Source organism: Paraconexibacter algicola, assembly GCF_003044185.1.
In the GTDB taxonomy this organism is placed as follows: domain Bacteria; phylum Actinomycetota; class Thermoleophilia; order Solirubrobacterales; family Solirubrobacteraceae; genus Paraconexibacter; species Paraconexibacter algicola.
The window spans coordinates 278045-301862 of the sequence record NZ_PYYB01000001.1 but is presented as its reverse complement, the minus strand read 5'-3'; the positions used below and the strand labels follow the sequence as shown (position 1 = coordinate 301862).

Genomic DNA, 23818 nt, shown 5'->3' with positions numbered 1-23818 from the left:
GACGATGCACGGAGAGGAACCCGGACTCGACCACGCCCGCACCCGCCCCGGCGGATGGCGCGGCCGGCTGCGCGAGAACCCCGCGACGCGGCACGCCTACCTCGTCGGCGTCTTCGTCGCCGGGCTGCTCTGCATCGCGCTCGGGCTGGCGCTCGTCGTGCTGCCCGGACCGCTGACGATCCCGCCGATGCTGCTCGGCCTGTGGATCTGGTCGTGGGAGTTCCGCTTCGCCGAGAAGATCTTCGACGAGTTCCAGGAGAAGGGCCAGGCGGCCTGGGAGGAGGCCAAGCGCCGCCCGGTCGTGGCCGGCGTCACCTCCGTCGGCGGCATCGTGCTCGCCGGCGTCGTCGTCTGGGCCGTCCTCAGCTACGACCTCGTCGACAAGGGCCGCGACGCCGTCGGGCTGTGAGCGCGCGGGGCGCGCTCAGGCGCTGATCCCCATCCCGCCGCTGACCCCGAGGCACTCCGCGGTCACGAACGACGCCTCCTCGGCGCACAGGAACGCCGCCGCCGCCCCGACCTCCTCGGTCGTCCCGAGGCGTCGCAGCAGCGTGCCGTCCTTCATCGCCTGCACCATCTTCTCGCCGTGCACCGGGACCGCGCGGGCCGCGTCGGTCAGCGGCGTGTCGATCGGCCCGACCGCCAGCGTGTTGCAGGTGATGCCGTAGCGGGCGTTCTCGCGCGCGATCGACTTGCTGAAGCCGATGATCCCGGCCTTCGTCGTCGCGTAGACCGCGTTGCCCTTGGAGCCGATCCGACCCGCCTCCGAGCCGATGTTGAGGATCCGCCCGTAGCCGGCCTGCTGCATCGCGGGCAGCGCCGCGTGCGTGCAGGCGAACATGCCCTCCAGGTTCGTGCCCAGCAGCGCCCGCCACTGCTGCGGGGCCGTGTCGGTGAAGTACGCGAAGTCGTCGAAGCCCGCGTTGTTGACGAGGACGTCGAGCGGGCCGAGCGCCGCGACCGCGGCCATCGTCGCCTCCGCGTCGGAGATGTCCATCTGCACGGCGCTGCCGCCGATCTCCCCGGCGACCTCCTGCGCGGGGCCCAGCGAGCGACCGGCGACGATCACGTGCGCGCCCTCGGCCGCCAGGCGGCGGGCGATCCCCTCGCCGATGCCGCGGCTACCCCCGGTGACCAGGGCGCGGCGGCCGTCGAAGCGTCGGGGCGTCGTCATGTCAGCTCCAGCTGGTGCAGGACGGCGTGCATGTCCCAGTAGTCGGCGTGGGTCGCCAGCAGGCCGTCGGGGGTGGTCGTGCAGTACGCGACGCCCGGGACGGAGAACCGCCGGCCCGTCGCGGGGTAGACGCGGTCGCGGACCTTGAGCTTCCCGGCCGCCGTGCCCGACCAGGTCCACCGCGACGCGAAGCCGCGATCGTCGCCGTAGGCCTCGTGGAACTCGATCAGCCCGTCGGGCGAGAACCGCAGCATGAACGCGAAGAACGCGCGCAGCTCGTCGTGGCCGTGGAAGACGAGATCGGAGCCGACGTCGGTGTAGACCGCGTCCGGGGCGTAGAGGGCGAGCAGGGCGTCGGGCTCGTCGGCGCTCCAGGCGCGGCCCCACGCCGCGAGGTCCGGCACGCCGCTCACGAGAACTCCGGGCGGCGACGCTCGATCACCGCGGCGAGGCCCTCGCGGGCGTCGGCGCTCCCGGACAGCCGCGAGACGGTCGCCGCCTCGTCGTCGAGGACCGCGCCGAACGCGGCGCCCGCCCCGGCCCACATCAGTCGCTTCGTCTCGGCCTGCGAGTCGCGCGGGCCGCGCGCGAGCTTCGTCGCGAGCGCCAGGGCCTCGTCGGCGAGCGCGTCGTCGGGCACGACGCGCCCGACGAGCCCCAGCTCCTTCGCCTCGGCGGCGCTCAGCAGCGGGTTGGTGAGCGCGAGGTCGAGCGCGCCGCGCAGCCCCACGAGGCGGGGGAGGGTGAACGTCATCCCGGCGTCGGGGGCCATGCCGACCCGCGTCGCCGCGACCATGAAGCGGGCCGACTCGCCCGCGACGACGATGTCCGCGGCGCAGGCGAGCCCGAGGCCGCCGCCCCCGGTCGCGGCGCCCTGGATCGCGGCGATCACCGGGACGTCGAGGCCGACGAGCCCGGCGGCGATGCGACCGAGCTGCTCGGTGAGCACGACGAGATGGTCGGGGAGCTGCTCGCCCTTGGAGGCGAACTCGACGACGTCGCCACCGCCGCAGAAGTTCTTGCCGGCGCCGGTGAGCAGGACGACGCGCACGTCGCGGTCGCCGCGCAGGCGGCCGACGATCTCGAGCAGCTGCTCGAGCAGCGTGGCGTTCAGCGCGTTGGACTGCTCGGGGCGGTTGAGCGTGAGGTGCGCGACGCCGTCGCGGACCTCCAGCAGGACGGGGGGCTCGTCGGTCATCGGGTCATCCCTTCGTGGTGAACGCGTCCATCGCGTCCGGGGAGGTCAGGTGCTCGACGACGCGGCGGCGCTCCAGCGCGAGGCCCTCGTCGAGCGGCAGCGCGAGGCCCTCGTGCACGAGCGCCTTGGTGCGGGCGAGCGCGGTGCGGTCCTTCGCGGCGAGCGTGGCGGCCAGCTCGCCCGCGGCGGCGTCGAGCTCGGCCCGGGGGACGGCGCGCAGCGCGAGCCCGAGGGCGACCGCCTCCGCCGCCCCGATCCGCGCGCCGGTGAGGATGTGGGCGAGCGCGCGCTGGCGGCCGATCAGCCGCGGCAGCCGCTGCGAGCCGCCCCCGCCGGGCACCATCGCGAAGTTCGCGTGGTTGTCGGCCAGGCGCACGTCATCGGCGACGATCGCCATGTCGCACGCCTGCAGCAGCTCGAAGCCGCCGGCCATCGCGTTGCCCTGGACGGCGGCGATCACCGGCACCGGCAGGGTGGCGATCAGCGCGGTCGCGGCGCCGAACGCCTCGAACAGCTCGCGCATCGCCGCGGGGCCCTGCGCCTGCAGGCGGGTGAGCTCCTTGTAGTCGCCGCCGACGCAGAAGTGGTCCCCGGCGCCCCGCACGACGATGACGTCGGCGCCTGCGGCGGCGTCGCGCAGCGCGGCCTCGAGCTCGCGGGCGAGCGCGACGGTGATCGCGTTCATCGCGTCGGGGCGGTTCAGCGTGACCGACGCGACGCCCTCGTGGACGGTCGTCGTGACGACGGGATCGGGCATCGCCGCGATCCTACAGTGTGTCCGGACTAGCTGCCCGAGGCTGTCCGGTGGCGCCGCGGTGCGCGCGTGGCCGCTAGCGTCTCGGGGCATGACACGGGGAATCGGTGCGACGCTCGCCGCGGTCGCCGTTCTGCTCGGGGCCGCCGCCACCGCTCCGGCGCAGCAGGCCGACCGCGAGGGTGCGCCCAACCCGGTCGCCGCGCTCGCCGTCGGACAGGCCGCCCACGAGTACGGCTTCCCGCTGCTGGAGTTCCTGCGCGTCCGCCGCGAGATGACGAGCGTCCGCTGCCCCGACGAGCGCGGCAACGCCCCCGTCAACGCGTTCTCCAACGTCCCGGTCTTCGCCGACGCCTCCGCCCGCACCGTCGTCGCGCCGAACACCGACACGCTCTACTCGATCGCGCACCTCGACCTCGGCAAGGGCCCGATCGTCCTGCGCCACCCCGCGATGGGCACGCGCTACTTCAGCTTCGCGATGCTCGATCCGTACACGAACGTCATCGCGACCCCCGGCACGCGCGAGGACGGGGGCCGGGCCGGGCGCATCCTCGTCCGCTGGGCGCAGAAGCCCGGCAAGGTCGGGCGCCGCACGTTCACCCGCGTCGTCACCTCCCCGCACCGCCGCGTGTGGATCATCGGACGCACGCTCGCCACCGACCGGGCCGACCAGGCGCGGGCGTTCGCGCTCATGCAGCGCTACCGGCTGTCGCGCCTGGACGGCACCGCGCGCCGCTTCGCGACCGACTGCCGCCCCGGCGACCCGGGCAGCTTCCCCACCCCGACCGACGGCGGTGGCTTCGTCGCCGCGCTCAACCGCGCGATGGAGGAGAGCCCACCGCCTGACCGCGACCGGCCGCTGCTGCGTCGCCTCGCGCCCTACGGCATCGGGCCGGGCCGCTCGCCCGAGGCGGCCAAGCTCGACCCCGCCACGCGCGCCGCGCTCTTCGCCGGCATCGAGCTGTCGGCCCGCACGCTGACGTCGACCTCCCGGCTCGACGCGCTGCTCGCCGCCCAGCGCACCGACGGCTGGTACACGCCGCCCGCGAACACCGGGGCGTTCGGCACCGCCTACCGCGACCGCGCGCTGATCGCCGCGCTCGGCCTGGGCGCCAACACGCCCGAGGAGGCGACCTACCCCGCGGGCGTCACCGACGGCCTCGGACTCCCGTTCCTGGGCCTCAACCGCTACCGGCTGACCTTCACGCCCGACCGGATCCCGCCCGCGCGGTTCTTCTGGTCACTGACGATGTACGACGCCGACGGCTACCTCGTCGACAACCCCGACGACCTCTACTCGATCGGCCCGAGCCACCCGCCGCTGCGGACCCGGCCCGACGGCTCGGTCGTGATCGAGATCGCGCGGACGCGACCGACGGCTCCCGACGTCAACTGGCTGCCCTCGCCGCCCGGCACCTTCCGCCTGAACCTGCGGCTCTACGGGCCCGCGCCCGAGGCGCTCGACGGGCGCTGGCGGCCGCCCGCCGTGGAGAACCTCGGCCCCGGCTGAGCGGCGGCGGCCGGTCAGGCGACGGCGCCGGCGGTCAGCGCCGCCTCGAGGTCCTCGAGCCGGTCCTGGCCCCAGAAGCACTCGTCGCCCAGCGTGAACACCGGCACGCCCCACATGCCCAGGGCGGCGAGCTCGTCGGTGTTGGCCTGGACCCGCGCCTGCATCGCCGGGTCGTCGATCGCCGCGCGGCACGCCGCCCACTCCAGGCCGGCGCGCTCGCAGACCGCGCGCAGGCCCTCGTCGGAGGCGACCTCGACGGCCTCGCCCCAGATCGCGCGGCTGGCGGTCAGCACGAACGGCTCGATCCGCCCGACGTCCCGCGCGTGCTCGGAGACCCGCAGGCAGCGGACCGCGCCGTCCCCGATCGGGTCGTGCACGCGACCGAACGGCAGGCCCAGGCGCGTGGCCTCGCGCTTGGCGTCGCGCAGCGTGTGCAGCCGCTTGGGCAGCGGCACCGACTGGCCGCGCATCGCCATCGGCAGGACGCCGCGGACGTCGATCTCGACGTCGTGGCGCCGCGCGAGCTCGAACGCACGCGGTGCCGCGAGGTACGAGTACGGGCTGCGGAACGAGAAGAAGAAGCGGACGGTCGTCATGCGGTGGCCCTCCAGCCGAGCTCGTCGAGGCGGTGCTCGATCTGCGGCAGTCGCTCGTGGGCGAAGAACCACTGCCCGTGGACGACCGCGATCGGCGTGTCGTAGAGGCCGCGCCGCCGCATGACCGACTCGGCGGGGAGCGCTTCGGGCGCCGCCGCCGGCGGCGGGCCGAGGTGCGCGGCGTGGAGGTCCGCGTACGCGTCGGGGGTCGGCTCGACGTCCTCGCACCACAGCCGTCGCATGGCGTCGGCCGCGAACGCGAGCCGGGCGGCGCCGTCGGGCGCGGCGGCGGTCCAGCGGGCGAGGAACGCCGCCGCGGCGGGGGTGACGGTCGTGGTGCGCGTGAAGGTCAGTCCGTCGCGGGCCGCGAGGCGCCGGGCGTCGGTCACCGCGTAGCTGCGCTTGGCCTCGGCGGCCGGGTCGCCGGGGATCCCGCGGGCGACGACCGGGTGGACGCGCACGTCCGCGGGGCGGCCGGCCGTCCGGGCGGCGAGGCCGAGCGTCGCGACCGCGCTGTACGGGTCGTCGAAGGCGACGTACAGGTCGACGGTGCCGCGCCCGCCGCGCGCCCGGCGCAGCCGCGCGAGCAGCCGCCGGTGGGCGTCGACGGTCGACAGGGTCACGATCAGCCGGGGCACGAGCCGGCGCTCGATGCGGTCCTTCGGGGTCATGCGCTCGCTCCGCCGTAGAGGGTCCTCGTCCAGATCGTCCAGACCGTCTCGAGCACGCGCTCGCGGTCGGTGAAGGGCTCCTGCCCGAGGGCGTCGCCGAGGTAGCCGTTGAGCATCCGCACCAGGGCGCGCGCGACCTCCGGGGCGTCGAGCGGCTCGAGCTCGCCGCGGGCGATGCGGGCCTCGATCGCCTGCGTCGTCATCGCGATGAAGCCCTCGACCATCTGCCCGTAGGCGGCGTCGACGGTCGCGTCGTGGTGCGCGGCGGCGGCGATCGCGCGCACGACCGGGCCGTGGCGCACGTAGAAGTCCACGAACCGCTCGAGCCGGGCGCGCGCCTCGGCGGGGGAGGTACGCTCCACCGCGGCCCAGTCGGCGCCGACCTCGACGAGCTCCCCGCCGACCTCGGTGATGACCGCGAGCACGAGCGAGGGGATGTCCTCGAAGTGGCGGTAGAAGACCGTGCGCGAGTGGCCGGTCCGCCGCATGACCGTCTCGACCCCGATCTCGCGGAACGGCTGCTCGCGGAGCAGCTCGAGCATCGCCAGCACGATCTGGCTGCGTGTCTGCTCGGGCGTCTGCCGCGGTCGGGTGCGGTGCACGGGGGCGCTCATCGCTCGCCACAGTAGCGCTATTGACAGCGCGTCATCAAGCTGGGAAGGTCTGCGACACCGCGTCATCAGCGCGGTGGAGAAGCGGAGGTTCCGTGGTGCGGGAGCAGGGGTCAGCAGAGTCGGGGAGCGGCGCGTCCACGCCGTCGGGGAGCACGCGACGCTCCCTCGTGCTCGGAGCGATGACGGGCGCGGCCGGGTGGGCCGCGTCCGGATCGCTGCTCGACGGGGTCGCCCGCGCGGCCGACACCGCGCCGTGCACGCCGACCGCCCCGGGCACCCGCACGAGCGCCATCGCGCTCGCGCCCGGCGCGCGCAGCGCCTGGACCGCCGATGCCGGCGCCACCACGATCAGCCGCGTCCGCGTGCGCGACCTCGTCCGCGGTCCGGCGCGCGACGTCGGGGGCTCGCCGCTCGCGCTCACGCTCACCCCCGACGGCCGCACCGCGCTCGTGCTCACCGCCACGCACGACCGCCCCGGCCTCGTGCTCGTCGACCTCACCGGCACCGCGACCGACCGCGTCGACGTCGGCGCCGCGCCGCGCGCCCTCGCCGTCACCGCCGACGGACGGCACGCCTGGGTCGCCGGGGAGGAGGGGCTGCTGCGCGTCACGCTCGCCGACGGCGCCGTCGACGGGCCGATCGCGCTCGGCGGTCGCCCGCGCGCCGTCGCGCTGCTGCCCGACGGCCGCCGCGCCGCCGTCACCGACCACACCGGCGCGGCGCTCCTGCTCGTCGACCTCCGCCGCCGCCGCGTCCTGCGCCGGATCGCGACGTCCCCGTTCCCCTCCGAGCTCGCGCTCGCCGCGCGCGGCACCCGCGCCCTCGTCACCCACGACGGCTACGGCGCCACCGGGGTCACGCTCGTCGACCTCGTCCGCGGCCGCGCCCTGCGGACCCTGCGCACCGGCGCCGACCCGGCCGGGGTCGCCGTCGACGCGCGCGGGACCGTCGCGCTCGTCGCCAACGCCGGGGACGGCACCGTCTCGGTGCTCGACCTGCGCAGCGGCCGCCACCGCCGTCGCGCGCGCCCCGGCGGCGCGCCCCGCGCGGTCGCCGTCGCCGGACGCCGGGGGATCGCCGTCGACGGCGACACCGGCCTGCTCACCGCCGTCCCGCTCACGAAGGGTCCCCGCTGATGTCCCGCACCACCCGCCGGGAGGCCCTCGGCGCCGCGGGCGCCGCGGCCCTCACCGCCGCCGCCCTCGGGCAGGCGAGCGCCGGGGCCCAGACCCCGACGCGCAAGCCGAACATCCTCATCGTCATGTGCGACCAGGAGCGCGCGCCGCAGTGGACGCCCGACCTGCCGCTCCCCGCGCGCGACTGGATCGACAGCCACGGCGTCACCTTCGAGCGGTTCCACCACTCCGCCGTGCAGTGCTCGTCCGCGCGCGCCTGCATGTGGACCGGCATGTACGTGCCGCAGAACGGGATCTTCGGGAACTTCCTGCAGAGCTGGCAGTTCTCGCTCGACCCACGGATCCCGACGATCGCCGACCTGCTCAAGGAGCAGGGGTACACCACCGCGTTCTTCGGCAAGTGGCACCTCAGCATGGTCGGCACCTCGCTGCCGGAGGGACCGCTCGACACGCTGCGCAACAACTACCTCGCGCCGTACGGCTTCGACTACTCCGAGATCTCCACCTCGCTGGAGCCCGCCGGCTACAACGACGGCATCTACAACGACCCGGTCTGGACGAAGCAGGGCGTCGACTGGCTCAAGGAGCACGGGGGCGGCGACCAGCCCTGGTTCTGCGTCGTCTCGCTGCTGAACCCGCACGACATCGCGTACTTCCCGCGCGGCTTCACCGCCGACGTCACCCGGCCCGACTGGGAGGTGCAGCTGCCCCCGAACTTCGAGGACGACGTGCGCTCCAAGCCGCGCGTCCACGCCCAGTACGACGGGGGCGCGGCGCTCGTCCGCGGCAAGATCAAGCCCGACGACACCGCCACGTGGAAGCGGCTGATCAACACCTACTGCGACCTGATCGTCAACACCGACGACAACTACGCGGCGATCATGAAGGCCCTGCACCACTCGGGCGGGTTCGACGACACCGTGGTCATCCGCACCGCCGACCACGGCGAGATGGCCGGCTCGCACCGCGCCGTCGGCAAGGGACCGATGATCTACGACGAGCAGCTGCGGATGCCGCTGTCGATCTCCTACCCGAAGCGGTTCCCGGCGGTCCAGGGCGCGCGCACGCCCGCGCTCGCCGAGGCCGTCGACCTCGTGCCCACGTGCCTCGAGCTCGCCGGGGTCGCCGACCCCGTCAACCGCTACCCGTGGCTGCGCGGCCGCTCGCTCGTCCCCGCCCTGCAGGACCCGGTCGGGGCGCGTGGCAAGGAGTTCACGGTCAGCACCTGCGACGAGGTCTGGTCGCCGCAGGACTTCGCCGGCCAGGGCAAGGCGTGGCGGCGTCACGTCCGCGCCGCGCTCTCCGGGCGCTTCAAGATCGCGCGCTACGTCGCGATGACCGGCAAGCCCCAGACCGAGCGCACCGAGGACCAGGAGTACGAGCTCTACGACCTGCGCGAGGACCCGCTGGAGCTGCGCAACCTCGCCCGCGATCCGGCCTACAAGCCGCTCCTGGACGAGCTGCTCACCGTCCTGAACGACCTCGAGCGCGAGCGCCTGGGCCCCGTCGAGGTGCCGCTCAGCGGGCCGCCGTCGCTGATCGAGCCGATCCGCCCCGACCCGATCGGGCGCCCGTCGATCGGCGACCAGACCAAGGAGAACCCGCCGTCCCCGGTCGAGGGCGTGCCCGGCGCGTACGTGCAGCTGCCGTTCGGCGACCCGCACCTGCTCGCCCGCGTCTACGACGGCGTCGGCGGCGACCGGCTGCCGCAGACGGCGGACGAGTCGCGGGCACTGGCCGAGGCCCGCGCCCTGCACCGGGCGCGGATGCTCTGCGAGCTCGGCCCGATGGCCGGCCGGACGCGATGAGCAGCACGCGACGCGAGGCGCTCGGCGCCGCCGTCGCCGGCGCGACCGGCCTGCTCGCCGCCCCGGCGGTCGCGCCCGCCGCCGCGCCCACGGCGCCCGCCACGATCGTCGCCGCCCGCTCGGTGACCGTGCGCCGCGGGGTCGCGATCGCCGCCTCGCGCGACGGCCGCACGCTCGTCGTCGCGCACGACCGCCGTCGCACGATCGCGCTGATCGGCCGCGGAGGACGCGCCGACCGCCTCGTCGACGTGGGCGGACAACCGGTGGAGGTCGCGGTGTCGCCGGACGGGCGACGGATCGCGGTGAGCACGGCTGCGTGGGACCAGCCGGGGCTCGTGATGGTGGACCCCGTCGCAGCTCGGACGCTGCGCCGGGCCGACGTCGGTCCCGCTCCGGGGGCCGCGACCTTCACCACCGGCCGCCGCGCGCGGCTCGTCGTCGTCGGCGGGGAGCAGGAGGGGACCCTGCACGTCCTCGACGCCGACGGCACGGCCGTGCTCGCGCGACACGAGCTCGGGCTCGTGCCGCGCGGGCTCGCCGTGACCGCCGACGGCCGCGCCGCCTGGGTCGCGCTCGCCGCCCAGGACGAGGTCGTCCGCATCGACCTGCGCAGCGGGCGCCTCACCCGCCGCCTGGCGACACCGCCCCGGCCCGAGCGGCTCGCGCTCGCCCCCGACGGCCGCCGCCTGCTGCTCACCCACGCAGGCCCCGACGCCGACCGGGTCAGCGAGATCGACCTGCGCCGCGGCACCGTCCGGCGACTGCCCGCCGGGCCGCTCCCGGCGGCCGTGGGCTACACGCGTCGCGGCCGTCGCCTGGCGGTCGTGGGCGGCGCCGGGCAGGTCGTCGTGCTCGGCCCGCGACCCCGCCGGCGCGCGGTCGGCGGCGCCCCCCGCGGCCTGGCGGTCGTCGGCGAGCGCGCGTTCACCGTCGACCACCTCACCGGTGCGGTGCACCGGGTGACCGCATGAGCACCGACCGGCGCGGGTTCCTCGCGGGCGGTGCGCGGCTGGCGGCGGCCGCGTCGCTCGGCGGCCTCGCGACCGCCGCGGTCCCCGCTGCCGCCGCGCCGGCGCCCGCGGGCCGGCGCCCGAACGTCCTGATCCTCATGACCGACCAGGAGCGCCACCAGGACCGCCTGCCGGACCACCTCCCGACCCCGGTGCGCTGCTGGATGGACGCCAACGGCACGCGGATCGACCGCTTCCACGCCTCCTCGATGGCCTGCTCCCCGTCGCGCGCGTGCTTCTGGACGGGCATGTACGCGCCGCAGCAGGGGATCTACGGGACCTTCGTGCTCGGCACGCAGTTCACCATGGACCCGTCGATCCCCACGATCGGCGACCTCTTCAAGGAGCTCGGGTACCGCACCGCGTTCTTCGGCAAGTGGCACCTCTCGTTCCCCGGCGAGCCGCCGACCAATCCGGAGGCGCTGCTCGACCTCGCGAAGGGCAGCCCGCTCGCCGGCTACGGCTTCGACGACTCCGCGATCTCCCCGCCCGCGGACGTCGGCGGCTACAACGACGGGTACACCAACGACCCGATCTGGACCGGCCAGGCGGTCGACTGGCTGAAGCGGCACGCCGACGACGAGCGGCCGTGGCTGTGCGTGCTGTCGCTGCTCAACCCGCACGACATCCAGTTCTACCCGCGCGGCTTCCGCGTCGACTGGGAGCGGCCGGACTACGACCCGCAGCTCGAGCCGTCCTTCCACGCCGAGCCGACGCTCGCGGACAAGCCGACGAGCCAGCAGCGCTTCCGCGAGGTCGCCGCGGTCGTCGCGGGCACGCCGCGCGGCACCCAGGACGACCCGGACTACTTCCGTGGCCACCTGAACGTCTACTACGACCTCATCGTCGGGACCGACGAGATGCTCGGGGCCGCGATCCGCGCGGTCGCGGACGCCGGGGCGCTCGACGACACCGTGATCGTCCGCACCGCCGACCACGGCGAGCTGGGCTCGGCGCACCGCCTGCAGAACAAGGGCACGACGATGTACGACGAGCAGAACCGCGTGCCGTTCACCGTCGTCTACCCGAAGCGGTTCCCGCGCGGCGGGCGCTCGGCCGCGCTCGGGGAGGCGGTCGACCTCGTGCCGACGCTGCTGGAGGTCGCGGGCGCCGCCGACCCGGTCGCGCGCTGGCCCTGGCTGCGGGGCGTGTCGCTCGTCGAGGCGCTCGAGCATCCCGAGCGGCGCGGCCCGCGCGACCACACGCTCTACCGCACCGACGAGTACCCGATCACGAACGTCGGCACCGCGGTCCCCACGAACAGCCACATCCGCGCGATCTACGACGGCCGCTACAAGTTCGCCCGCTACGTCGCGGTCGCCGACCAGCACTTCGCGGGACCGGAGCTGCGCGAGCGCCAGGAGTACGAGCTGTACGACACCTGGAACGACCCGTACGAGATCCGCAACCTCGCCAACGACCCCGGCTACGCGGCGCTCGCCGCCGACCTGCTCGCCTGGCTCTACGAGCGCGAGGCGGTGTCGTTCACCCCGGTGCAGGTGTCGGCCTACGGGCCGCGCGCCCCGATCCGCAAGCTGCCCGAGCCGCCGAGCCTCAACGCGACGTCGAACACGATCCCCAACCCGTGGGTCGGTGCGGCGCCCGGCAGCTACCTGACGATCCCCGGCCCGCAGCCGACCCCGGCCGCCTTCCTGTACGAGGGCGGCCTGCCCGACCTCGGCCTGCTCGGGCCCCGCCCGAGCGGGGCCGACCACGCCCGCTTCTTCTGCGAACTCCTCCCCGAAAGCTGACCCGTGCTGCACCGCATCCGTCCCCGCCCGCTCCTGGACCTCGCGCGTCGCGACCTGCCCGGGCCGCTGGACGTCATCAACCTCATCCACACCGGCCGCTGGTCGCACTACCGCTGGTACGCGCTGCTCGTGACGCCGCCGCTGCTGGCCGTCGGCGGTCGGCCGCTGTGGATGGGCCGGACCGAGACGGTCGTGCACGGGGAGCGGCAGGCGGACAAGTTCCTGGTCGTCCGCTACCCGTCGCAGCGGCGCTTCCTGGCGATGACGCTGAACCCGTACTACCTGGCGATCAACCTGCTCCGCGAGTCCGGGGTGCGCCGCTTCGAGGCGTCGTTCACGCACGCGATGCACACGGCCCCGCAGCTGCGATCCGCGCGGACGCTCGTCGCCGTGCACCTGCGCGGCGCCGACGACGACGCGATCGACGCGGTCCGCGCGCTGACCGAGCCGATCGCGGGACCGTGCGTGTACGCGACCCGCGCGGTCGCCTCGCTCGGCTTCCTCGAGCCGCCCGCGCCGACCGACCCGCACCCGTTGAGCTTCCCGCAGATCGCGCTGTTCGCCCCGCCGCGCGACGCCGCGCTGCCGCTGCAGGCGCTGGCCGAGCTCGCGCCGCGCCTGGAGGAGCACGTCGACGCCTGCGTCGTGCAGGTCTACCGGCAGGAGCCCGCGAGCGTCTACCGGCCGTCGCTGCGCGGCGGCGAGGACGAGCACGCGGCGGCGCCCGCCGCCCGGCCCGACGTGCCCGGCGCCGACCCGGTGACCGTCCCGTGAGCCGCCGGCGCACGCTCCTCGGCGCCCTGGTCGCGGCCGGGGCGACCGCGCTCGCCGCGGTCCCGGCGACGTCCGCGCAGCAGGCGGCGTTCCCGATCCCGGGACCGCTCGACGGTCCGCTGCCGCGGTACACCGGGGCGCCCGCGACCGCGGCCCCGCTGCCCGGACCGTTCCCGCCCGCCAACCCGGCGCTCGCCGCTGACGGGCGCAGCGGCAGCGGCCTGGCCGCCGGGAACGGCGCGGCCTCCCCGTACCCGGGACCGCTGGGTGTCGGCACGCGCTCGATCAGCGCGTTCGCGCAGGGCGGCTGCTCGTCGCTGGCGTTCGACGCGCGCGACCGGCTGCTGGCCGTCTGCAGCAACCCGCTCGGCCCGGGGCTGCGGCTGTTCGACCCGCGGACGCTCGCGACCCGCGCCTCGCTGGCGCTGCCGCCGCGTCCGGGCCCGGACCGCACCGACCTCGCGGGCGGCACCCACTTCGTCGTGCGCGCGGACGGCAGCCTGCTCGTGCCGACGCACGCCCGCACGCTGCTGCGCGTGACCGTCGAGGGCGACCGGCTGCAGGAGGCGGGGGAGACCGACCTGGGCGGCGCGCTCGGCACGGGCGAGCGCCCGTTCGCCGTCGGCGCCGGCTTCGACGGACGCGACTGGGTCGTCGGCACCGCGGGGACCGTCGTCACCGTGCCGCGCGACGGGGGCCCGGTGCGCGCGCTCGCGCTGCGCGAGCCGGTCGCGGAGGACCTCGCGACCGACGCGTCCGGCACCTACGTGGTGACGCGCGACGCGCTGTACCGGCTCGTCGCGCGGCCGGACGGCATGCCCCGGGTCGTCTGGCGCCAGCCGCTGGGCTCCGGGCTGGCCGACGGGCGCTCGGGCCGCATCCACGAGGGGCCGGGCACGCCGCCGGTGATGGTGGCGGGCGGGTTCGTCGCGGTCGTCGACGGCCTGAACCCGCCGCGCGTGACCGTGCTGCGGACGGCGGGCCGGGACGCCCAGCGCCTGCGCTGCACGGTGCCGGTCTTCCGGCCGGGGGCGGGGAGCGTCGAGGCGCACCTCGTGGCGGCGGGCCGCTCGCTCGTCGTCAGCAACGCCTACGGCTACCAGAGCCTGCTCACCACCGAGGCGGGCGGCACCACCACCGGCGGCCTCGCCCGCGTGGTCGTCGGGCGACGCGGCTGCCGCGTCGCGTGGACGAGCGACGTCGTCACGCCGTCGGCGCAGGCGGTCGTCTCGCGCGCGACCGGGCTCCTGTACGCGATCGAGAAGCCGGCCGGCTTCCCCGACGCCTGGAACCTCGTCGCCCTGGACTGGCGCACCGGTGCGCGGCGCTTCGGCGTCCTCGCCGGGGAGGGCCTGGGCTTCAACAGCGACGGGGGCGCCGTCGTGCTGGGCCCGGACGGCGTCGCCTACGCGGGCTCGTTCGGCGGCGTGACGCGGTTCGCCGACGCACGCTGAAGCGGGCGCGGGCGCGGGCGCGGGCGGGCGGGCGCGGGCGCGCGGCGTGGGCGGGCGCGGCCGCACGTGCGCGGCGCGGGCCGGGCGCGGCGCGGGCGCGGCGCGGGCGCGGCCCGGCGCGGGTGCGCGGCCGGGCGCGGGTGCGCGCAGGCGCGCACAGCGGGGCCCGCACCTGCCCGCACCAGCGGTTCTGGGTGATCCGAGACCCAGATATGGCCTCGGGCTCACCCAGTTCGGTGGATTGGAGCGGTCCGCGCGCGGACGGCGACCGCCGCGGTAACCGACCGGGGCGCCTGCGACGTCGCCGTGTGGTGGGCGGCGCGCCCGCCCGCCCGGCCGTTCTGGGTGATCCGAAGCCCGGATCTGGCCTCGCGCTCACCCAGTTCGGCGGCCAGGAGCGGTCCGCGCGCGGACGAGGCGCTCCCCGGACGACGTCCACCCGGGCCCGCGCATCGCGGCCCTCGGGGGACCGTCGGGTGGCGCTGCCGCGGCGCGGCGGGATCCGGCTGCTGCAGATCGCCGCCATGGGCGTCGCAGGGTCGGCCATCTGCGACGATCAATCTCAGATCGAAGGGAGAAACGGATGGCACAGCAGTACGCGGACGTCCCGCTGAGCGGCCAGGCGCATGATGCCGTGCGCACCCTCGTCGACGGGTACGTCGAGATCCTGGTCGCGCTGTTGCGAACCGCCGAGCAGGACGCGCCGTTCGCAGCCGTCGGGCTCGACGCCGGGCAGGAGGGCCTCGACGTCGTGCCGAACATCGCGCTCGCGACCGAGGCGGACCTCGAGGCCCTGTTCGCGCAGGATCCGACGCTCGGCTGGTTCTACGTCTGGAACGCGTGGGAGTACTCCGACGTCGTCGAGCCGTCGCCTGGCACGCCGCCGCCAGCGGTGATCGACGCGTGGCGGATCGTCCAGGCTGAGCTCGATGGGAACGTCGTCGATCCCGTGCTCTGGACCCTGGTCCGGGTCGCCCACGCGCTGAACCGGCAGACGCTGCCGGTCGCGCTCACGGCCGACGCGACCGTCTTCGCCTTCGACGAGGGCGGCGGTGACTCGCAGGTCGACGCCCTCGAGTTCGGTACGCCCGCCGACGTGCTCGACCGCCTTCGCCGGCGTGGCTACGTGGCGCGCGAGGCCGCCTGACCGCCCGCCCCGCCGTTCTGGGTGATCCGAGACCCAGATACGGCCTTGCGCCCGCCCAGTTCGGCGGGGGTCAGCGGCCGGTGAACACCGGGCGGCGCTTCTCCTTGAAGGCCGCGACGCCCTCGGCGTAGTCCGCGGTCGTCGCGTGGCGCTGCTGGAGCGCCGCCTCGTGGGCGAGGAAGGCGGGCAGGTCGGCCGGGGGCGACTCGCGGATGAGCTGTTTCATCGTCGCGAGCGCCACCGTGGGCGCCGCCGCGAGCCGGCGGGCGAGCGCGTGCGCCGCGTCCGCCAGCTCGCCGACCGGGTGGACCGCGTTGACGAGCCCCCACTCGAGCGCCTGCGGGGCGTGGAGCTTCTCGCCGAGCATGACGAGCTGCGCGGTGCGCGCCGGGCCGATCCGGGCCACGAGGTGCGGGATCGAGCCGCCGTCGGGCGCGACGCCGAGGTGCACGAACGCCAGCAGGAAGAACGCGTCGTCGGCGGCGAGGACGAGGTCGCAGGCCAGGGCGAGCGAGACGCCGAGCCCGGCGCACGGTCCCTGCACCGCCGCGACGACGGGCTTCTCCATACGACGGATCTCGAGCACGATCGGGTTGTAGATCTCCTCCAGGCGCGTGTGGAGATCGGGCTCGCCGTCGGGGGTGATCTCGCGGGGGACCTTCACGTCGGCGCCGGCGCTGAACGCGCGCCCGGCGCCGGTGACGAGGACCGCGCGCACCGCGTCGTCCTGGGCGACGGCGCGCAGCGCGTGCAGCAGCTGCCGGCCCAGGTCGGGCGTCCAGGCGTTCAGCTGGTCGGGGCGGTGCAGCTGCACGTGCGCGACGGCGTCGGCGACGGTCAGCCGGAGGTCCTCGTAGGTGCTCACGGGCCGCAGCGTACGACACCGTGGCGCCCGTCGTGTAGCCTCTCGGACAGTCTGTCCGCACAGATCGTTTCCGAGAGGGTCCATGGGTCACGCCATCGTCAGCTACGCCGCCTACGTCCCCCGCCACCGCCTGCAGGGCGCGGAGGCCGGGTCCGTCCTGTCCGGGCGGCCGGGCCGCGGCGTCCGCGCGCTCGCCTCCTACGACGAGGACGCCACGACCCTCGCCGCCGAGGCCGCCCGCCGGCTGCTGGACGGCCGCGATCCGGCGACCGCCCCGGGCTTCGGCGCCCTGTACCTCGCGACGACCGCCCCGCCGTACCTCGACAAGACCAACGCCGCCGCCGTCCACGCGGCGCTCGACCTGCCGCGCGAGGGCTTCGCCGTCGACCTCGTCGGCTCGCCGCGCTCCGGCGTCGGCGCCCTGCGCGCCGCTGCCGCGACCGGCGGCGTCGCCGTCCTGTCGGACCTCCGCACCGGTCTGCCCGGCAGCGCCGACGAGCTCGGCGGCGGCGACGCGGCCGCGGCGTTCGCGTTCGGCCCGGCCGACGAGGCATGCGTCGAGACGCTCGCCGAGGTCTCGTTGACCGCCGAGTTCCTCGACCGCTGGCGCCTGCCCGGCGCCGCGACGAGCACGCAGTGGGAGGAGCGCTTCGGCCTCGAGACGTACGTGCCGCTGATCCGCGACGCGGCGGCGCGCGCGCTCGAGCGCGGCGGCGTGGGGGAGCCCGACCACCTCGTCGTCTCGTGCCCGCACCTGAAGGCCGCGGCCGCGGCGACGAAGGCGCTCGGCGGCGGTCGCGTCTCCGAGGAGCTGACCGGCGTCGGCTACGCGGGCGCGGCGGACGCGGGCCTGCGGCTCGCCGCCGTCCTCGACCGCGCGGCGCCCGGCGAGACGATCCTGCTGGTCGTCGCCAGCGACGGGGCCGACGCGCTGCTGCTGCGCGCCACCGACCGCGTCGGCAGCGCCCGCCGCGGCACCGCGATCGCCGAGCAGGCCGCGGCCGGCCGCGACGTCCCCTACGCGACCTACCTCAGCTGGCGCGGCCTGCTGGACCGCGAGCCGCCGCGCCGGCCCGAGCCCGAGCGCCCGACCGCCCCGCCCTCTGCACGCGACGCGGCGTGGAAGTTCGGCTTCGTCGGCACGGTCTGCGACGCCTGCGGTCGCGTGCACGTGCCGCCGCGACGGGTGTGCGCGGGCTGCGGCGCGGTCGACCGGATGACTCGCCGGCCGCTCAGCGGCGCCCGCGGCACGGTCGCGACGTTCACCGTCGACCGGCTCGCGTTCTCGCCCGCGCCGCCGATGATCGACGCGGTCGTCGACTTCGACGGTGGCGGCCGCTACACGCTCGAGGTCGCCGACGCGAGCCCCGAGGAGATCGGGATCGGCACGCGGCTGGAGCTGACGTTCCGCCGCCTGTACACGACGGGCGGCGTCCACAACTACTTCTGGAAGGTGCGTCCGACCGATGGCTAGTCACGGGATCAAGGACAAGGTCGCCATCGTCGGCATGGGCTGCACGACGTTCGGCGAGCATTGGGACAAGAGCGCCGACGACCTGCTCGTCGAGGCGACCCAGGAGTGCTTCGCCTCCACGCCGAGGCTCCCCAAGGAGGACGTCGACGCCTACTGGCTGGGGACGATGAACTCCGGGCAGTCCGGGGTCGTCCTCAGCCGCCCGGTCGGGATCGACTACAAGCCCGTGACGCGCGTGGAGAACATGTGCGCGACCGGCTCGGAGGCCGTGCGCGCCGCCTGCTACGCCGTCGCCTCCGGTGCGTACGACCGTGTGATGGCGGTCGGGGTCGAGAAGCTCAAGGACACCGGGTTCGCCGGCCTCGTCCGCTCGACCGTCCCCGGTGACGGGACCGCGCCGGAGATCAACCTCACGGCCCCGGCCGCGTTCTCGCTGCTGGATCCCGCCTACTGCGAGAAGTACGGGGTCGATCAGCAGGACATGCGCGACGCGATGACCCACGTGGCGTGGAAGAACCACGTCGGCGGTGCGCGCAACCCGCGCGCGCAGTTCCGCAAGGAGGTCTCCAAGGAGACCATCGCCAAGCAGGCCGGCAAGGTCGCGGGGCGCCTGGGGGTCTTCGACTGCTCCGGCGTCGCCGACGGCGCCGCCGCGGCGCTGATCGTCCGCGCCGAGGACGCTCACCGGTACACCGACACGCCGATGTACGTGAAGGCGCTGTCGATGATCGCCGGCCCGGCGAGCGGCCCGATCGACCCCGACTACGACTACACGACCTTCCACGAGGTCGTCGCGTGCGCGAAGGACGCCTACGCCCAGGCGGGGATCACCGACCCGCGCGCGCAGCTCGACCTCGCCGAGGTGCACGACTGCTTCACCCCGACCGAGCTGGTGCTGATGGAGGACCTCGGGTTCTCGCAGCGTGGGCAGGCCTGGCGTGACGAGCTCGACGGCGTGTTCGACCAGGACGGCGCGCTCGCGGTCAACGTCGACGGCGGCCTGAAGTCCTTCGGGCATCCGGTCGGCGCGTCCGGGCTGCGGATGCTGTTCGAGTGCTGGCAGCAGTTCCGTGGCGAGGCGGGCGAGCGCCAGCTGCCGGACGCGAAGCTCGGGCTGACGCACAACCTCGGCGGCCGGCCGGGGACGTGCGTCTCGTTCATCTCCGTGGTCGGTCGCGACCGCGGCTGAGCGTCGGTACGGGACCAAAACCTCGGACACGGCGTCCGAGGTTGCGGTAGGCTCTTCCCATGAGCGAGACGGAACGTCTGGACAACATGTCCGAGCAGGAGGTCGAGACCGTCGACGTCCTCGTCGTCGGGGCCGGCATGGGCGGGGTCTGCGTCGCCGCGCGCCTCGCGCAGGGCGGCCAGCGCGTGCTCCTCGTCGACCGCGGCGAGCGGGTCGGCGGGCGCGCGTCGAGCTTCGAGGTCGACGGCTTCACGATCAACACCGGGGCCATCGCCATCGAGAACGGCGGCATGATGGAGCAGACGTTCACCGACCTCGGCGCCACGCTCGACATCCGCTACCCGGAGCCCGCGAACGTCTTCCGGATCAAGGGCCGCACCGTCAACCCCGCCAAGGGCGGCTGGGCCTTCCTCCTGGACCAGATCACGAAGAAGGGCGCGAAGGTCCTCGCCGGGCTCGGCAGTGCCCGCAAGGGCGAGCTGCCCGAGGACCAGGTGACGCTCGCCGACTGGATCGCGGGCGCGACCTCCAACGAGACCGTCCACCGCCTGTTCCGCAACCTCAGCGCCGCGATCTTCGCCGTCAACGCGAACGAGATCCCGGCGAAGGCGTTCCTCACCTACTTCACCCAGAAGGGCGCGTTCCGCAACTTCGGCTTCCATCCGCGCGGCACCGCCGCGGTCTGCGAGGCGATCGCCGACGTCGTGACCCGCGAGGGCTCGGAGGTCTGGACCGGCGCCACCGTCACCCGGATCACCACCGAGGGCGACCGCGCGACCGGCGCCGTCGTCCGCCGCGCCGACGGGCGCACCGTCACCGTCCGCGCGGGCGCGGTCGTCAGCAACGTCGGACCGGTCGCCACGATCGACCTCGTCGGCGAGGACGCGCTGCCCGCCGACTACGTCGCCTCGATCCGGGAGCGGTCGCGGCCGAGCGCGAACATCATCATCCACGTCGCCTCGCGCGAGCCGCTGCTCGACACGCCCGGGCTGATCGTCTTCAGCGCGACCGACCGGATCTGCAACGCCGGGAACATGACCGCCACCTGCCCGGAGCTCGCGCCGGAGGGCTGGCACCTGACCGTCGTCTACGCCGTGCCCGTCCCGGCGATCGGGGACTTCGACGCCGACGCCGAGCTGGAGGCCTCGCTGCAGGAGCTGCGTGCCGAGCTGCCCGGCATGGCGCACCCGGAGACCCGCGTCGTCGATGCGCGCGTGATGCGCGGCGACTGGCCGGCGCAGCGTGCCGCGTCCGGGTACGAGCTGCCCCGCGAGACGCCGCTGGACAACCTGCTGCACGTCGGCGACGGCGTCCGCGACTACGGCGACGGCGGCACGCAGGCGTGCGCCGTGACCGCCAAGCAGGTCGCCGACGAGCTCCTCGGCGTCGCCGCATCCTCCGGATGACCTAGGCCGACCGGTCACAAGGACCGTCCGGATGTACGACTGGCAGGCGCGCTTGTCGGGCGTCACACTGGACGGATGACCCACCCGTCGTCCGCGTCGGCCGAGCGGATCCGCGAGCTGCACGAGCGCGCCGCGTCCCTGCTGACGACCCGGGAGGAGCGCCCGCGTCTCGCGCTCGCCCAGGATCCCCGGCCCGGATTCGCGGGCGACCTGTCCCAGACGCGCGAGGCGCTCGCCGCCCTGCGCGCCGAGGTCGACGGGGAGCGCCGCGAGCACCTCGCCGCCCTCGAGCGGTTCCGTGCCGATCGCGACCGGCAGGTCGCGGGCCTCGTCGCCGACCGCGACGCCGTCGCGGCGGAGGCGGCCCGGCTGCGGCAGCTGGCGGAGGAGCGGCGTGCCGCGATCGCCGCGGTCGAGGCGGAGCTCTGGACGATCGTCGAGGAGTTGGACGCCGAGCGGGCCGACCGCGAGGCCGTGGTCGCCGAGCTCGTCGCCGACGCGGAGGCCCGCGGGCGCCAGTACGAGGAGGCGCTCGCCGCCCAGCACGACGAGCTGACCGCCCTGACGGACGGGCTGCGCGAGGAGCTCGACGCGCTGCGCGCCGCGCTCGCCGAGGCCGACGAGGACCGCCGCGAGGCCGAGCGGGCGACCGACCTGCTGCGCGCCGAGCACGAGCGTGAGCGGGAGGCGGCGGCCGAGCGCGCCGCCCGCGCCGAGCTGCAGGCCCAGCGCGACGAGGCGCGCATCGCCGAGCTGACCGTCGAGGCCGAGCGGCTCGAGTCCACGCTCGCCCGCACCGAGGACGAGGCCCGTGCCGCGGCCGAGGCCGCCGCACGCGACCTCGCGACGCTCACCGCCGCCGGCGAGGAGACCGTCGCCGCCCTCGGCCGGTCCGCCGCCGCCGAGCTGGACGCCGAGCGCCGACGCTCCGCCGAGGCCCTCGCCGCCGCGGACGGCCGGCTGCGCGCCGAGCGCGGCCGCTCCGCGCAGGCCGCGGCGCAGGCGACCGAGCGGCTCGAGGAGGAGCGTCGCCGCTCCGCCGACGCGCTGGCCGAGGCCGCCGGGCGCCTGGAGGCCGAGCAGGCGAGCGCCGCCACGATGCGCGAGGAGCTGGCGGTCCGGGGTCGCGCCCTGCAGACGACCGAGGCCGCCCGGGCGGAGCTCGCCCGGCGTCTGGAGGCCGAGGAGGACGGGCACCGGGCCACGCGCGGGGAGCTCGCCGCCCGGCGCCTGGAGATCGATCGCCTCGAGGCGCAGGTGCGCGCCTACCAGGAGTCGCTCGTCGGCGCGCAGCGCGAGATCGCCGCCGCCCAGGTCGGGCTCGCCAGCTCGCAGCGCGCGCTCGACGACGAGCGCGTCCAGCGTGGCGCGCTCGGGGCGCGCCTGACGCTCGAGCAGCACGAGCGCGGCGAGCTCGAGCGGCGGGTCGCCCAGGTCGAGGCCGCGGGCCAGGCCGCCCTGCGGGCCGAGCGCGGCCTGCGCCAGGAGATCCAGCGTGACCTGCAGGGCAAGCTCGGGGTCCTGCGCGACGAGCTCGCCACCGCGACCGGCCGGCTGCGGGAGGACCTCGCCGCCGAGCGCACGACGCTGAACGACCGCATCGCGATCCTCGAGGAGTGCCTGGCGCAGGAGCGCACCCGCCGCGCCGAGGCCGAGGCCGAGCGCGAGGACCGGGACGAGATCCGCGCGGCGCTCGCCGCGTTCGGCGCGCGGATCGAGCGCGCGGGCGAGGCCGCCGAGGCGAGCGCCGCCCGCTGCGCCGAGCTCGAGGAGGAGCTCGCCCGCCGCGACGCGATGCTGCGCCGCGTGAGCGTCGTGGCGCAGGAGCTGCGCGCGGAGCTCGCCTCCGCGCGGGCCGCCGCGCAGACCCAGGACGACGCGCACGGCCACGACGACGCGCCACGCGGCGACCGCGCGCTCGAGCCCGACGCGGCCGGCGTCCCCGTCCCCGACGAGGCGGGAGCCTCGACCCTCGACGCGCTCAGCGCCCGCCTGGAGCGCCTGAAGGCGCAGGCGCGCGCGAGCGCCGACCCCGCGCCCGCGTCCACCGACGCGTAGGCGCGTCCCGGGCGGCCGGCACCGCCCGGGGCGTCCGTCGCTCAGCCGCCGAGGGCGGCCTGCTGGGCCTCGTCCAGGCCCCAGTCGGCGAGGACCGCGGCGGTGTCCTTCACCGCCGGGCGCGCCTCGCCGGGCGTGCGGTCGAACCGCGGCGCGGCCTGCGGCTGCACCATCCCGTCGACCTCCACGAACGTGCCGCGGGCGGCCATGTGCGGGTGCTCGGCCGCCTCGCCGAGGCCGTACACCCCGGTCGCGCAGGTCTCCTCGGGCTCCAGCAGCGCCGCCCACTCCGCGCGCGTGCGCGTCTTGAACAGCGCGGTCAGGCGCTCCTTGTACTCCGGCCAGCGGCCCATCTCGAACTGCGGCATCTCCTCGGCGGGGATCTCGAGCAGCTCGAGCAGCCGCGCGTAGAACTGCGGCTCGATCGCGCCGAGGGCCACGTGCCCGCCGTCGGAGGTCTCGTAGGTGTCGTAGAAGTGCGCGCCGGAGTCCAGGAGGTTCGTGCCGGGCTCGTCCTTCCACATGCCGCCCGCGCGCATGCCGTGGAACATCGCGGTGAGGGCGGCGGCGCCGTCGACCATCGCCGCGTCCACGACCTGGCCCTGTCCGGAGCTGCGTGCCTCGATGATCCCGGCGAGGACGCCCATGACGAGGAACATCGCGCCGCCGCCGTAGTCGCCGACGAGGTTCAGCGCGAACATCGGCTTCTCGCCGGTGCGCTGCGCCGGGCCGAGGGCGCCCGCGAGCGAGATGTAGTTGATGTCGTGACCGGCGACCGGGGCCATGGGGCCCTCCTGGCCGTAGCCGGTCATGCGGCCGTAGACGAGCCGCGGGTTGCGCGCGTGCACGACGTCCGGACCGAGGCCGAGCCGCTCCATGACCCCGGGGCGGTATCCTTCGATCAGCGCGTCGGCCTGCTCGGCGAGCGTGAGGATCGACTCGATCGCCTCGGGCGACTTGAGGTTCGCCGCGACGGTCGCGCGGCCGCGCAGCGTCGGGTTGAACTGGGCCGGGAAGAGGTCCTGGCCGGGACGGTCCAGGCGCAGGACGTCGGCGCCGAGGTCGGCGAGCAGCATCGCGGCGAAGGGGTTCGGGCCGATGCCGCCGACCTCGAGGATGCGGACGCCGGTGAGGGGACCGGTACGGGGAGGAAGGCTCATAGGGGCCGCAGCTTATGGATCGTCCACCAACGCCGTCGGTTACCGGTCAGGCGTTCGGTACGTTCGGCG

The 23818-nt window shown here is 75.5% G+C and carries 22 protein-coding genes; 13 read left to right on the top strand and 9 right to left on the bottom strand.

From position 1 onward, the window contains the following. Nucleotides 1-4 precede the first annotated feature (4 nt). On the top strand, nucleotides 5-409 hold the full coding sequence (locus tag C7Y72_RS01445; protein WP_107566845.1) for a PGPGW domain-containing protein: 405 nt from the start codon (nucleotides 5-7) through the stop codon (nucleotides 407-409). Between the two features lie 15 nt (nucleotides 410-424). On the opposite strand, the gene C7Y72_RS01440 is transcribed toward C7Y72_RS01445, so the two are convergent. Genes C7Y72_RS01440 through C7Y72_RS01425 form a run of 4 tightly spaced genes read right to left on the bottom strand, consistent with a single transcriptional unit; the run spans nucleotide 425 to nucleotide 3129 of the window. Continuing rightward, entirely contained in the window at nucleotides 425-1174 is a 750-nt protein-coding gene (locus tag C7Y72_RS01440) for an SDR family NAD(P)-dependent oxidoreductase (RefSeq protein ID WP_107566844.1), read from the bottom strand. Then, entirely contained in the window at nucleotides 1171-1578 is a 408-nt protein-coding gene (locus tag C7Y72_RS01435) for a nuclear transport factor 2 family protein (RefSeq protein WP_154733208.1), read from the bottom strand. Before C7Y72_RS01435 ends, C7Y72_RS01440 begins: the two co-directional genes overlap by 4 nt. A gap of 5 nt (nucleotides 1579-1583) precedes the next feature. Beyond that, nucleotides 1584-2372: an enoyl-CoA hydratase/isomerase family protein gene (locus C7Y72_RS01430; RefSeq protein WP_107566842.1), complete on the bottom strand. Its 789-nt coding sequence runs from the start codon at nucleotides 2370-2372 to the stop codon at nucleotides 1584-1586. Nucleotides 2373-2376: 4 nt separating this feature from the next. After that, nucleotides 2377-3129: an enoyl-CoA hydratase/isomerase family protein gene (locus C7Y72_RS01425; protein ID WP_107566841.1), complete on the bottom strand. Its 753-nt coding sequence runs from the start codon at nucleotides 3127-3129 to the stop codon at nucleotides 2377-2379. Between the two features lie 88 nt (nucleotides 3130-3217). Here C7Y72_RS01425 and C7Y72_RS01420 point away from each other — a divergent pair, with 88 nt between their 5' ends. After that, entirely contained in the window at nucleotides 3218-4636 is a 1419-nt protein-coding gene (locus tag C7Y72_RS01420) for a DUF1254 domain-containing protein (RefSeq protein WP_107566840.1), read from the top strand. A gap of 14 nt (nucleotides 4637-4650) precedes the next feature. On the opposite strand, the gene C7Y72_RS01415 is transcribed toward C7Y72_RS01420, so the two are convergent. From C7Y72_RS01415 to C7Y72_RS01405, 3 genes are read right to left on the bottom strand one after another with little or no spacing between them, the layout of a single operon-like run. After that, complete coding sequence (locus C7Y72_RS01415; RefSeq protein ID WP_107566839.1) at nucleotides 4651-5232, bottom strand: 2-hydroxychromene-2-carboxylate isomerase; 582 nt, start codon at nucleotides 5230-5232, stop codon at nucleotides 4651-4653. Further along, nucleotides 5229-5903, bottom strand: coding sequence for a hypothetical protein (locus C7Y72_RS01410; protein WP_107566838.1), 675 nt, complete (start codon nucleotides 5901-5903; stop codon nucleotides 5229-5231). The genes C7Y72_RS01415 and C7Y72_RS01410 overlap by 4 nt, the downstream gene beginning before the upstream one ends. Beyond that, nucleotides 5900-6517: a TetR/AcrR family transcriptional regulator gene (locus tag C7Y72_RS01405; RefSeq protein ID WP_107566837.1), complete on the bottom strand. Its 618-nt coding sequence runs from the start codon at nucleotides 6515-6517 to the stop codon at nucleotides 5900-5902. Before C7Y72_RS01405 ends, C7Y72_RS01410 begins: the two co-directional genes overlap by 4 nt. Nucleotides 6518-6684: 167 nt before the next feature. Between C7Y72_RS01405 and C7Y72_RS01400 the strand changes: the two genes are divergently transcribed. The 7 genes from C7Y72_RS01400 (at nucleotide 6685) to C7Y72_RS01375 (ending at nucleotide 15597) form a co-directional block, all read left to right on the top strand. After that, a complete protein-coding gene (locus C7Y72_RS01400; protein ID WP_107566836.1) occupies nucleotides 6685-7653 on the top strand; it encodes a YncE family protein in 969 nt (322 codons plus the stop codon). After that, the gene (locus C7Y72_RS01395; protein WP_107566835.1) at nucleotides 7653-9461 is read left to right on the top strand and encodes a sulfatase-like hydrolase/transferase; all 1809 of its coding nucleotides are present in this window, start codon (nucleotides 7653-7655) and stop codon (nucleotides 9459-9461) included. The genes C7Y72_RS01400 and C7Y72_RS01395 overlap by 1 nt, the downstream gene beginning before the upstream one ends. Beyond that, entirely contained in the window at nucleotides 9458-10432 is a 975-nt protein-coding gene (locus C7Y72_RS01390; protein WP_107566834.1) for a YncE family protein, read from the top strand. The genes C7Y72_RS01395 and C7Y72_RS01390 overlap by 4 nt, the downstream gene beginning before the upstream one ends. Continuing rightward, on the top strand, nucleotides 10429-12222 hold the full coding sequence (locus C7Y72_RS01385; protein ID WP_107566833.1) for a sulfatase-like hydrolase/transferase: 1794 nt from the start codon (nucleotides 10429-10431) through the stop codon (nucleotides 12220-12222). Before C7Y72_RS01390 ends, C7Y72_RS01385 begins: the two co-directional genes overlap by 4 nt. Before the next feature lie 3 nt (nucleotides 12223-12225). After that, the gene (locus C7Y72_RS01380) at nucleotides 12226-12996 is read left to right on the top strand and encodes a DUF1330 domain-containing protein (RefSeq protein ID WP_107566832.1); all 771 of its coding nucleotides are present in this window, start codon (nucleotides 12226-12228) and stop codon (nucleotides 12994-12996) included. Then, nucleotides 12993-14450 carry a hypothetical protein gene (locus tag C7Y72_RS23675; RefSeq protein ID WP_199223822.1) on the top strand — a complete coding sequence of 486 codons (1458 nt, stop codon included), beginning with the start codon at nucleotides 12993-12995 and terminating at the stop codon, nucleotides 14448-14450. Before C7Y72_RS01380 ends, C7Y72_RS23675 begins: the two co-directional genes overlap by 4 nt. A 583-nt stretch (nucleotides 14451-15033) precedes the next feature. Next, entirely contained in the window at nucleotides 15034-15597 is a 564-nt protein-coding gene (locus tag C7Y72_RS01375) for a hypothetical protein (protein ID WP_107566831.1), read from the top strand. Nucleotides 15598-15667: 70 nt separating this feature from the next. On the opposite strand, the gene C7Y72_RS01370 is transcribed toward C7Y72_RS01375, so the two are convergent. Next, complete coding sequence (locus C7Y72_RS01370) at nucleotides 15668-16462, bottom strand: enoyl-CoA hydratase/isomerase family protein (RefSeq protein WP_233243685.1); 795 nt, start codon at nucleotides 16460-16462, stop codon at nucleotides 15668-15670. A gap of 82 nt (nucleotides 16463-16544) precedes the next feature. Between C7Y72_RS01370 and C7Y72_RS01365 the strand changes: the two genes are divergently transcribed. The 4 genes from C7Y72_RS01365 to C7Y72_RS01350 all read left to right on the top strand — a co-directional run bounded on the left by C7Y72_RS01365 (nucleotide 16545) and on the right by C7Y72_RS01350 (nucleotide 22589). Next, on the top strand, nucleotides 16545-17936 hold the full coding sequence (locus C7Y72_RS01365; RefSeq protein ID WP_107566829.1) for an OB-fold domain-containing protein: 1392 nt from the start codon (nucleotides 16545-16547) through the stop codon (nucleotides 17934-17936). Next, nucleotides 17929-19125, top strand: coding sequence for an acetyl-CoA acetyltransferase (locus C7Y72_RS01360; protein ID WP_107566828.1), 1197 nt, complete (start codon nucleotides 17929-17931; stop codon nucleotides 19123-19125). Before C7Y72_RS01365 ends, C7Y72_RS01360 begins: the two co-directional genes overlap by 8 nt. Nucleotides 19126-19184: 59 nt before the next feature. After that, entirely contained in the window at nucleotides 19185-20531 is a 1347-nt protein-coding gene (locus C7Y72_RS01355; RefSeq protein WP_233243683.1) for a phytoene desaturase family protein, read from the top strand. A gap of 75 nt (nucleotides 20532-20606) precedes the next feature. Continuing rightward, on the top strand, nucleotides 20607-22589 hold the full coding sequence (locus C7Y72_RS01350; protein WP_107566827.1) for a coiled-coil domain-containing protein: 1983 nt from the start codon (nucleotides 20607-20609) through the stop codon (nucleotides 22587-22589). 41 nt (nucleotides 22590-22630) lie between these two features. Here the strand turns inward: C7Y72_RS01350 and C7Y72_RS01345 are convergent, their stop codons facing one another. Continuing rightward, on the bottom strand, nucleotides 22631-23749 hold the full coding sequence (locus tag C7Y72_RS01345) for a CaiB/BaiF CoA transferase family protein (protein WP_107566826.1): 1119 nt from the start codon (nucleotides 23747-23749) through the stop codon (nucleotides 22631-22633). Nucleotides 23750-23818 lie beyond the last annotated feature (69 nt).

Excerpts from the sequence above, each read along its gene's own strand:
- C7Y72_RS01420 (WP_107566840.1), top strand. The coding sequence starts at position 3,218 with ATGACACGGGGAATCGGTGCGACGCTCGCCGCGGTCGCCGTTCTGCTC.
- C7Y72_RS01430 (WP_107566842.1), bottom strand. The coding sequence starts at position 2,372 with ATGACCGACGAGCCCCCCGTCCTGCTGGAGGTCCGCGACGGCGTCGCG.
- C7Y72_RS01410 (WP_107566838.1), bottom strand. The coding sequence starts at position 5,903 with ATGACCCCGAAGGACCGCATCGAGCGCCGGCTCGTGCCCCGGCTGATC.
- C7Y72_RS01425 (WP_107566841.1), bottom strand. The coding sequence starts at position 3,129 with ATGCCCGATCCCGTCGTCACGACGACCGTCCACGAGGGCGTCGCGTCG.
- C7Y72_RS01395 (WP_107566835.1), top strand. The coding sequence starts at position 7,653 with ATGTCCCGCACCACCCGCCGGGAGGCCCTCGGCGCCGCGGGCGCCGCG.
- C7Y72_RS01445 (WP_107566845.1), top strand. The coding sequence starts at position 5 with ATGCACGGAGAGGAACCCGGACTCGACCACGCCCGCACCCGCCCCGGC.
- C7Y72_RS01405 (WP_107566837.1), bottom strand. The coding sequence starts at position 6,517 with ATGAGCGCCCCCGTGCACCGCACCCGACCGCGGCAGACGCCCGAGCAG.
- C7Y72_RS01360 (WP_107566828.1), top strand. The coding sequence starts at position 17,929 with ATGGCTAGTCACGGGATCAAGGACAAGGTCGCCATCGTCGGCATGGGC.
- C7Y72_RS01350 (WP_107566827.1), top strand. The coding sequence starts at position 20,607 with ATGACCCACCCGTCGTCCGCGTCGGCCGAGCGGATCCGCGAGCTGCAC.
- C7Y72_RS01390 (WP_107566834.1), top strand. The coding sequence starts at position 9,458 with ATGAGCAGCACGCGACGCGAGGCGCTCGGCGCCGCCGTCGCCGGCGCG.
- C7Y72_RS01345 (WP_107566826.1), bottom strand. The coding sequence starts at position 23,749 with ATGAGCCTTCCTCCCCGTACCGGTCCCCTCACCGGCGTCCGCATCCTC.
- C7Y72_RS01385 (WP_107566833.1), top strand. The coding sequence starts at position 10,429 with ATGAGCACCGACCGGCGCGGGTTCCTCGCGGGCGGTGCGCGGCTGGCG.
- C7Y72_RS01355 (WP_233243683.1), top strand. The coding sequence starts at position 19,185 with ATGAGCGAGACGGAACGTCTGGACAACATGTCCGAGCAGGAGGTCGAG.
- C7Y72_RS01415 (WP_107566839.1), bottom strand. The coding sequence starts at position 5,232 with ATGACGACCGTCCGCTTCTTCTTCTCGTTCCGCAGCCCGTACTCGTAC.
- C7Y72_RS01440 (WP_107566844.1), bottom strand. The coding sequence starts at position 1,174 with ATGACGACGCCCCGACGCTTCGACGGCCGCCGCGCCCTGGTCACCGGG.
- C7Y72_RS01365 (WP_107566829.1), top strand. The coding sequence starts at position 16,545 with ATGGGTCACGCCATCGTCAGCTACGCCGCCTACGTCCCCCGCCACCGC.
- C7Y72_RS01375 (WP_107566831.1), top strand. The coding sequence starts at position 15,034 with ATGGCACAGCAGTACGCGGACGTCCCGCTGAGCGGCCAGGCGCATGAT.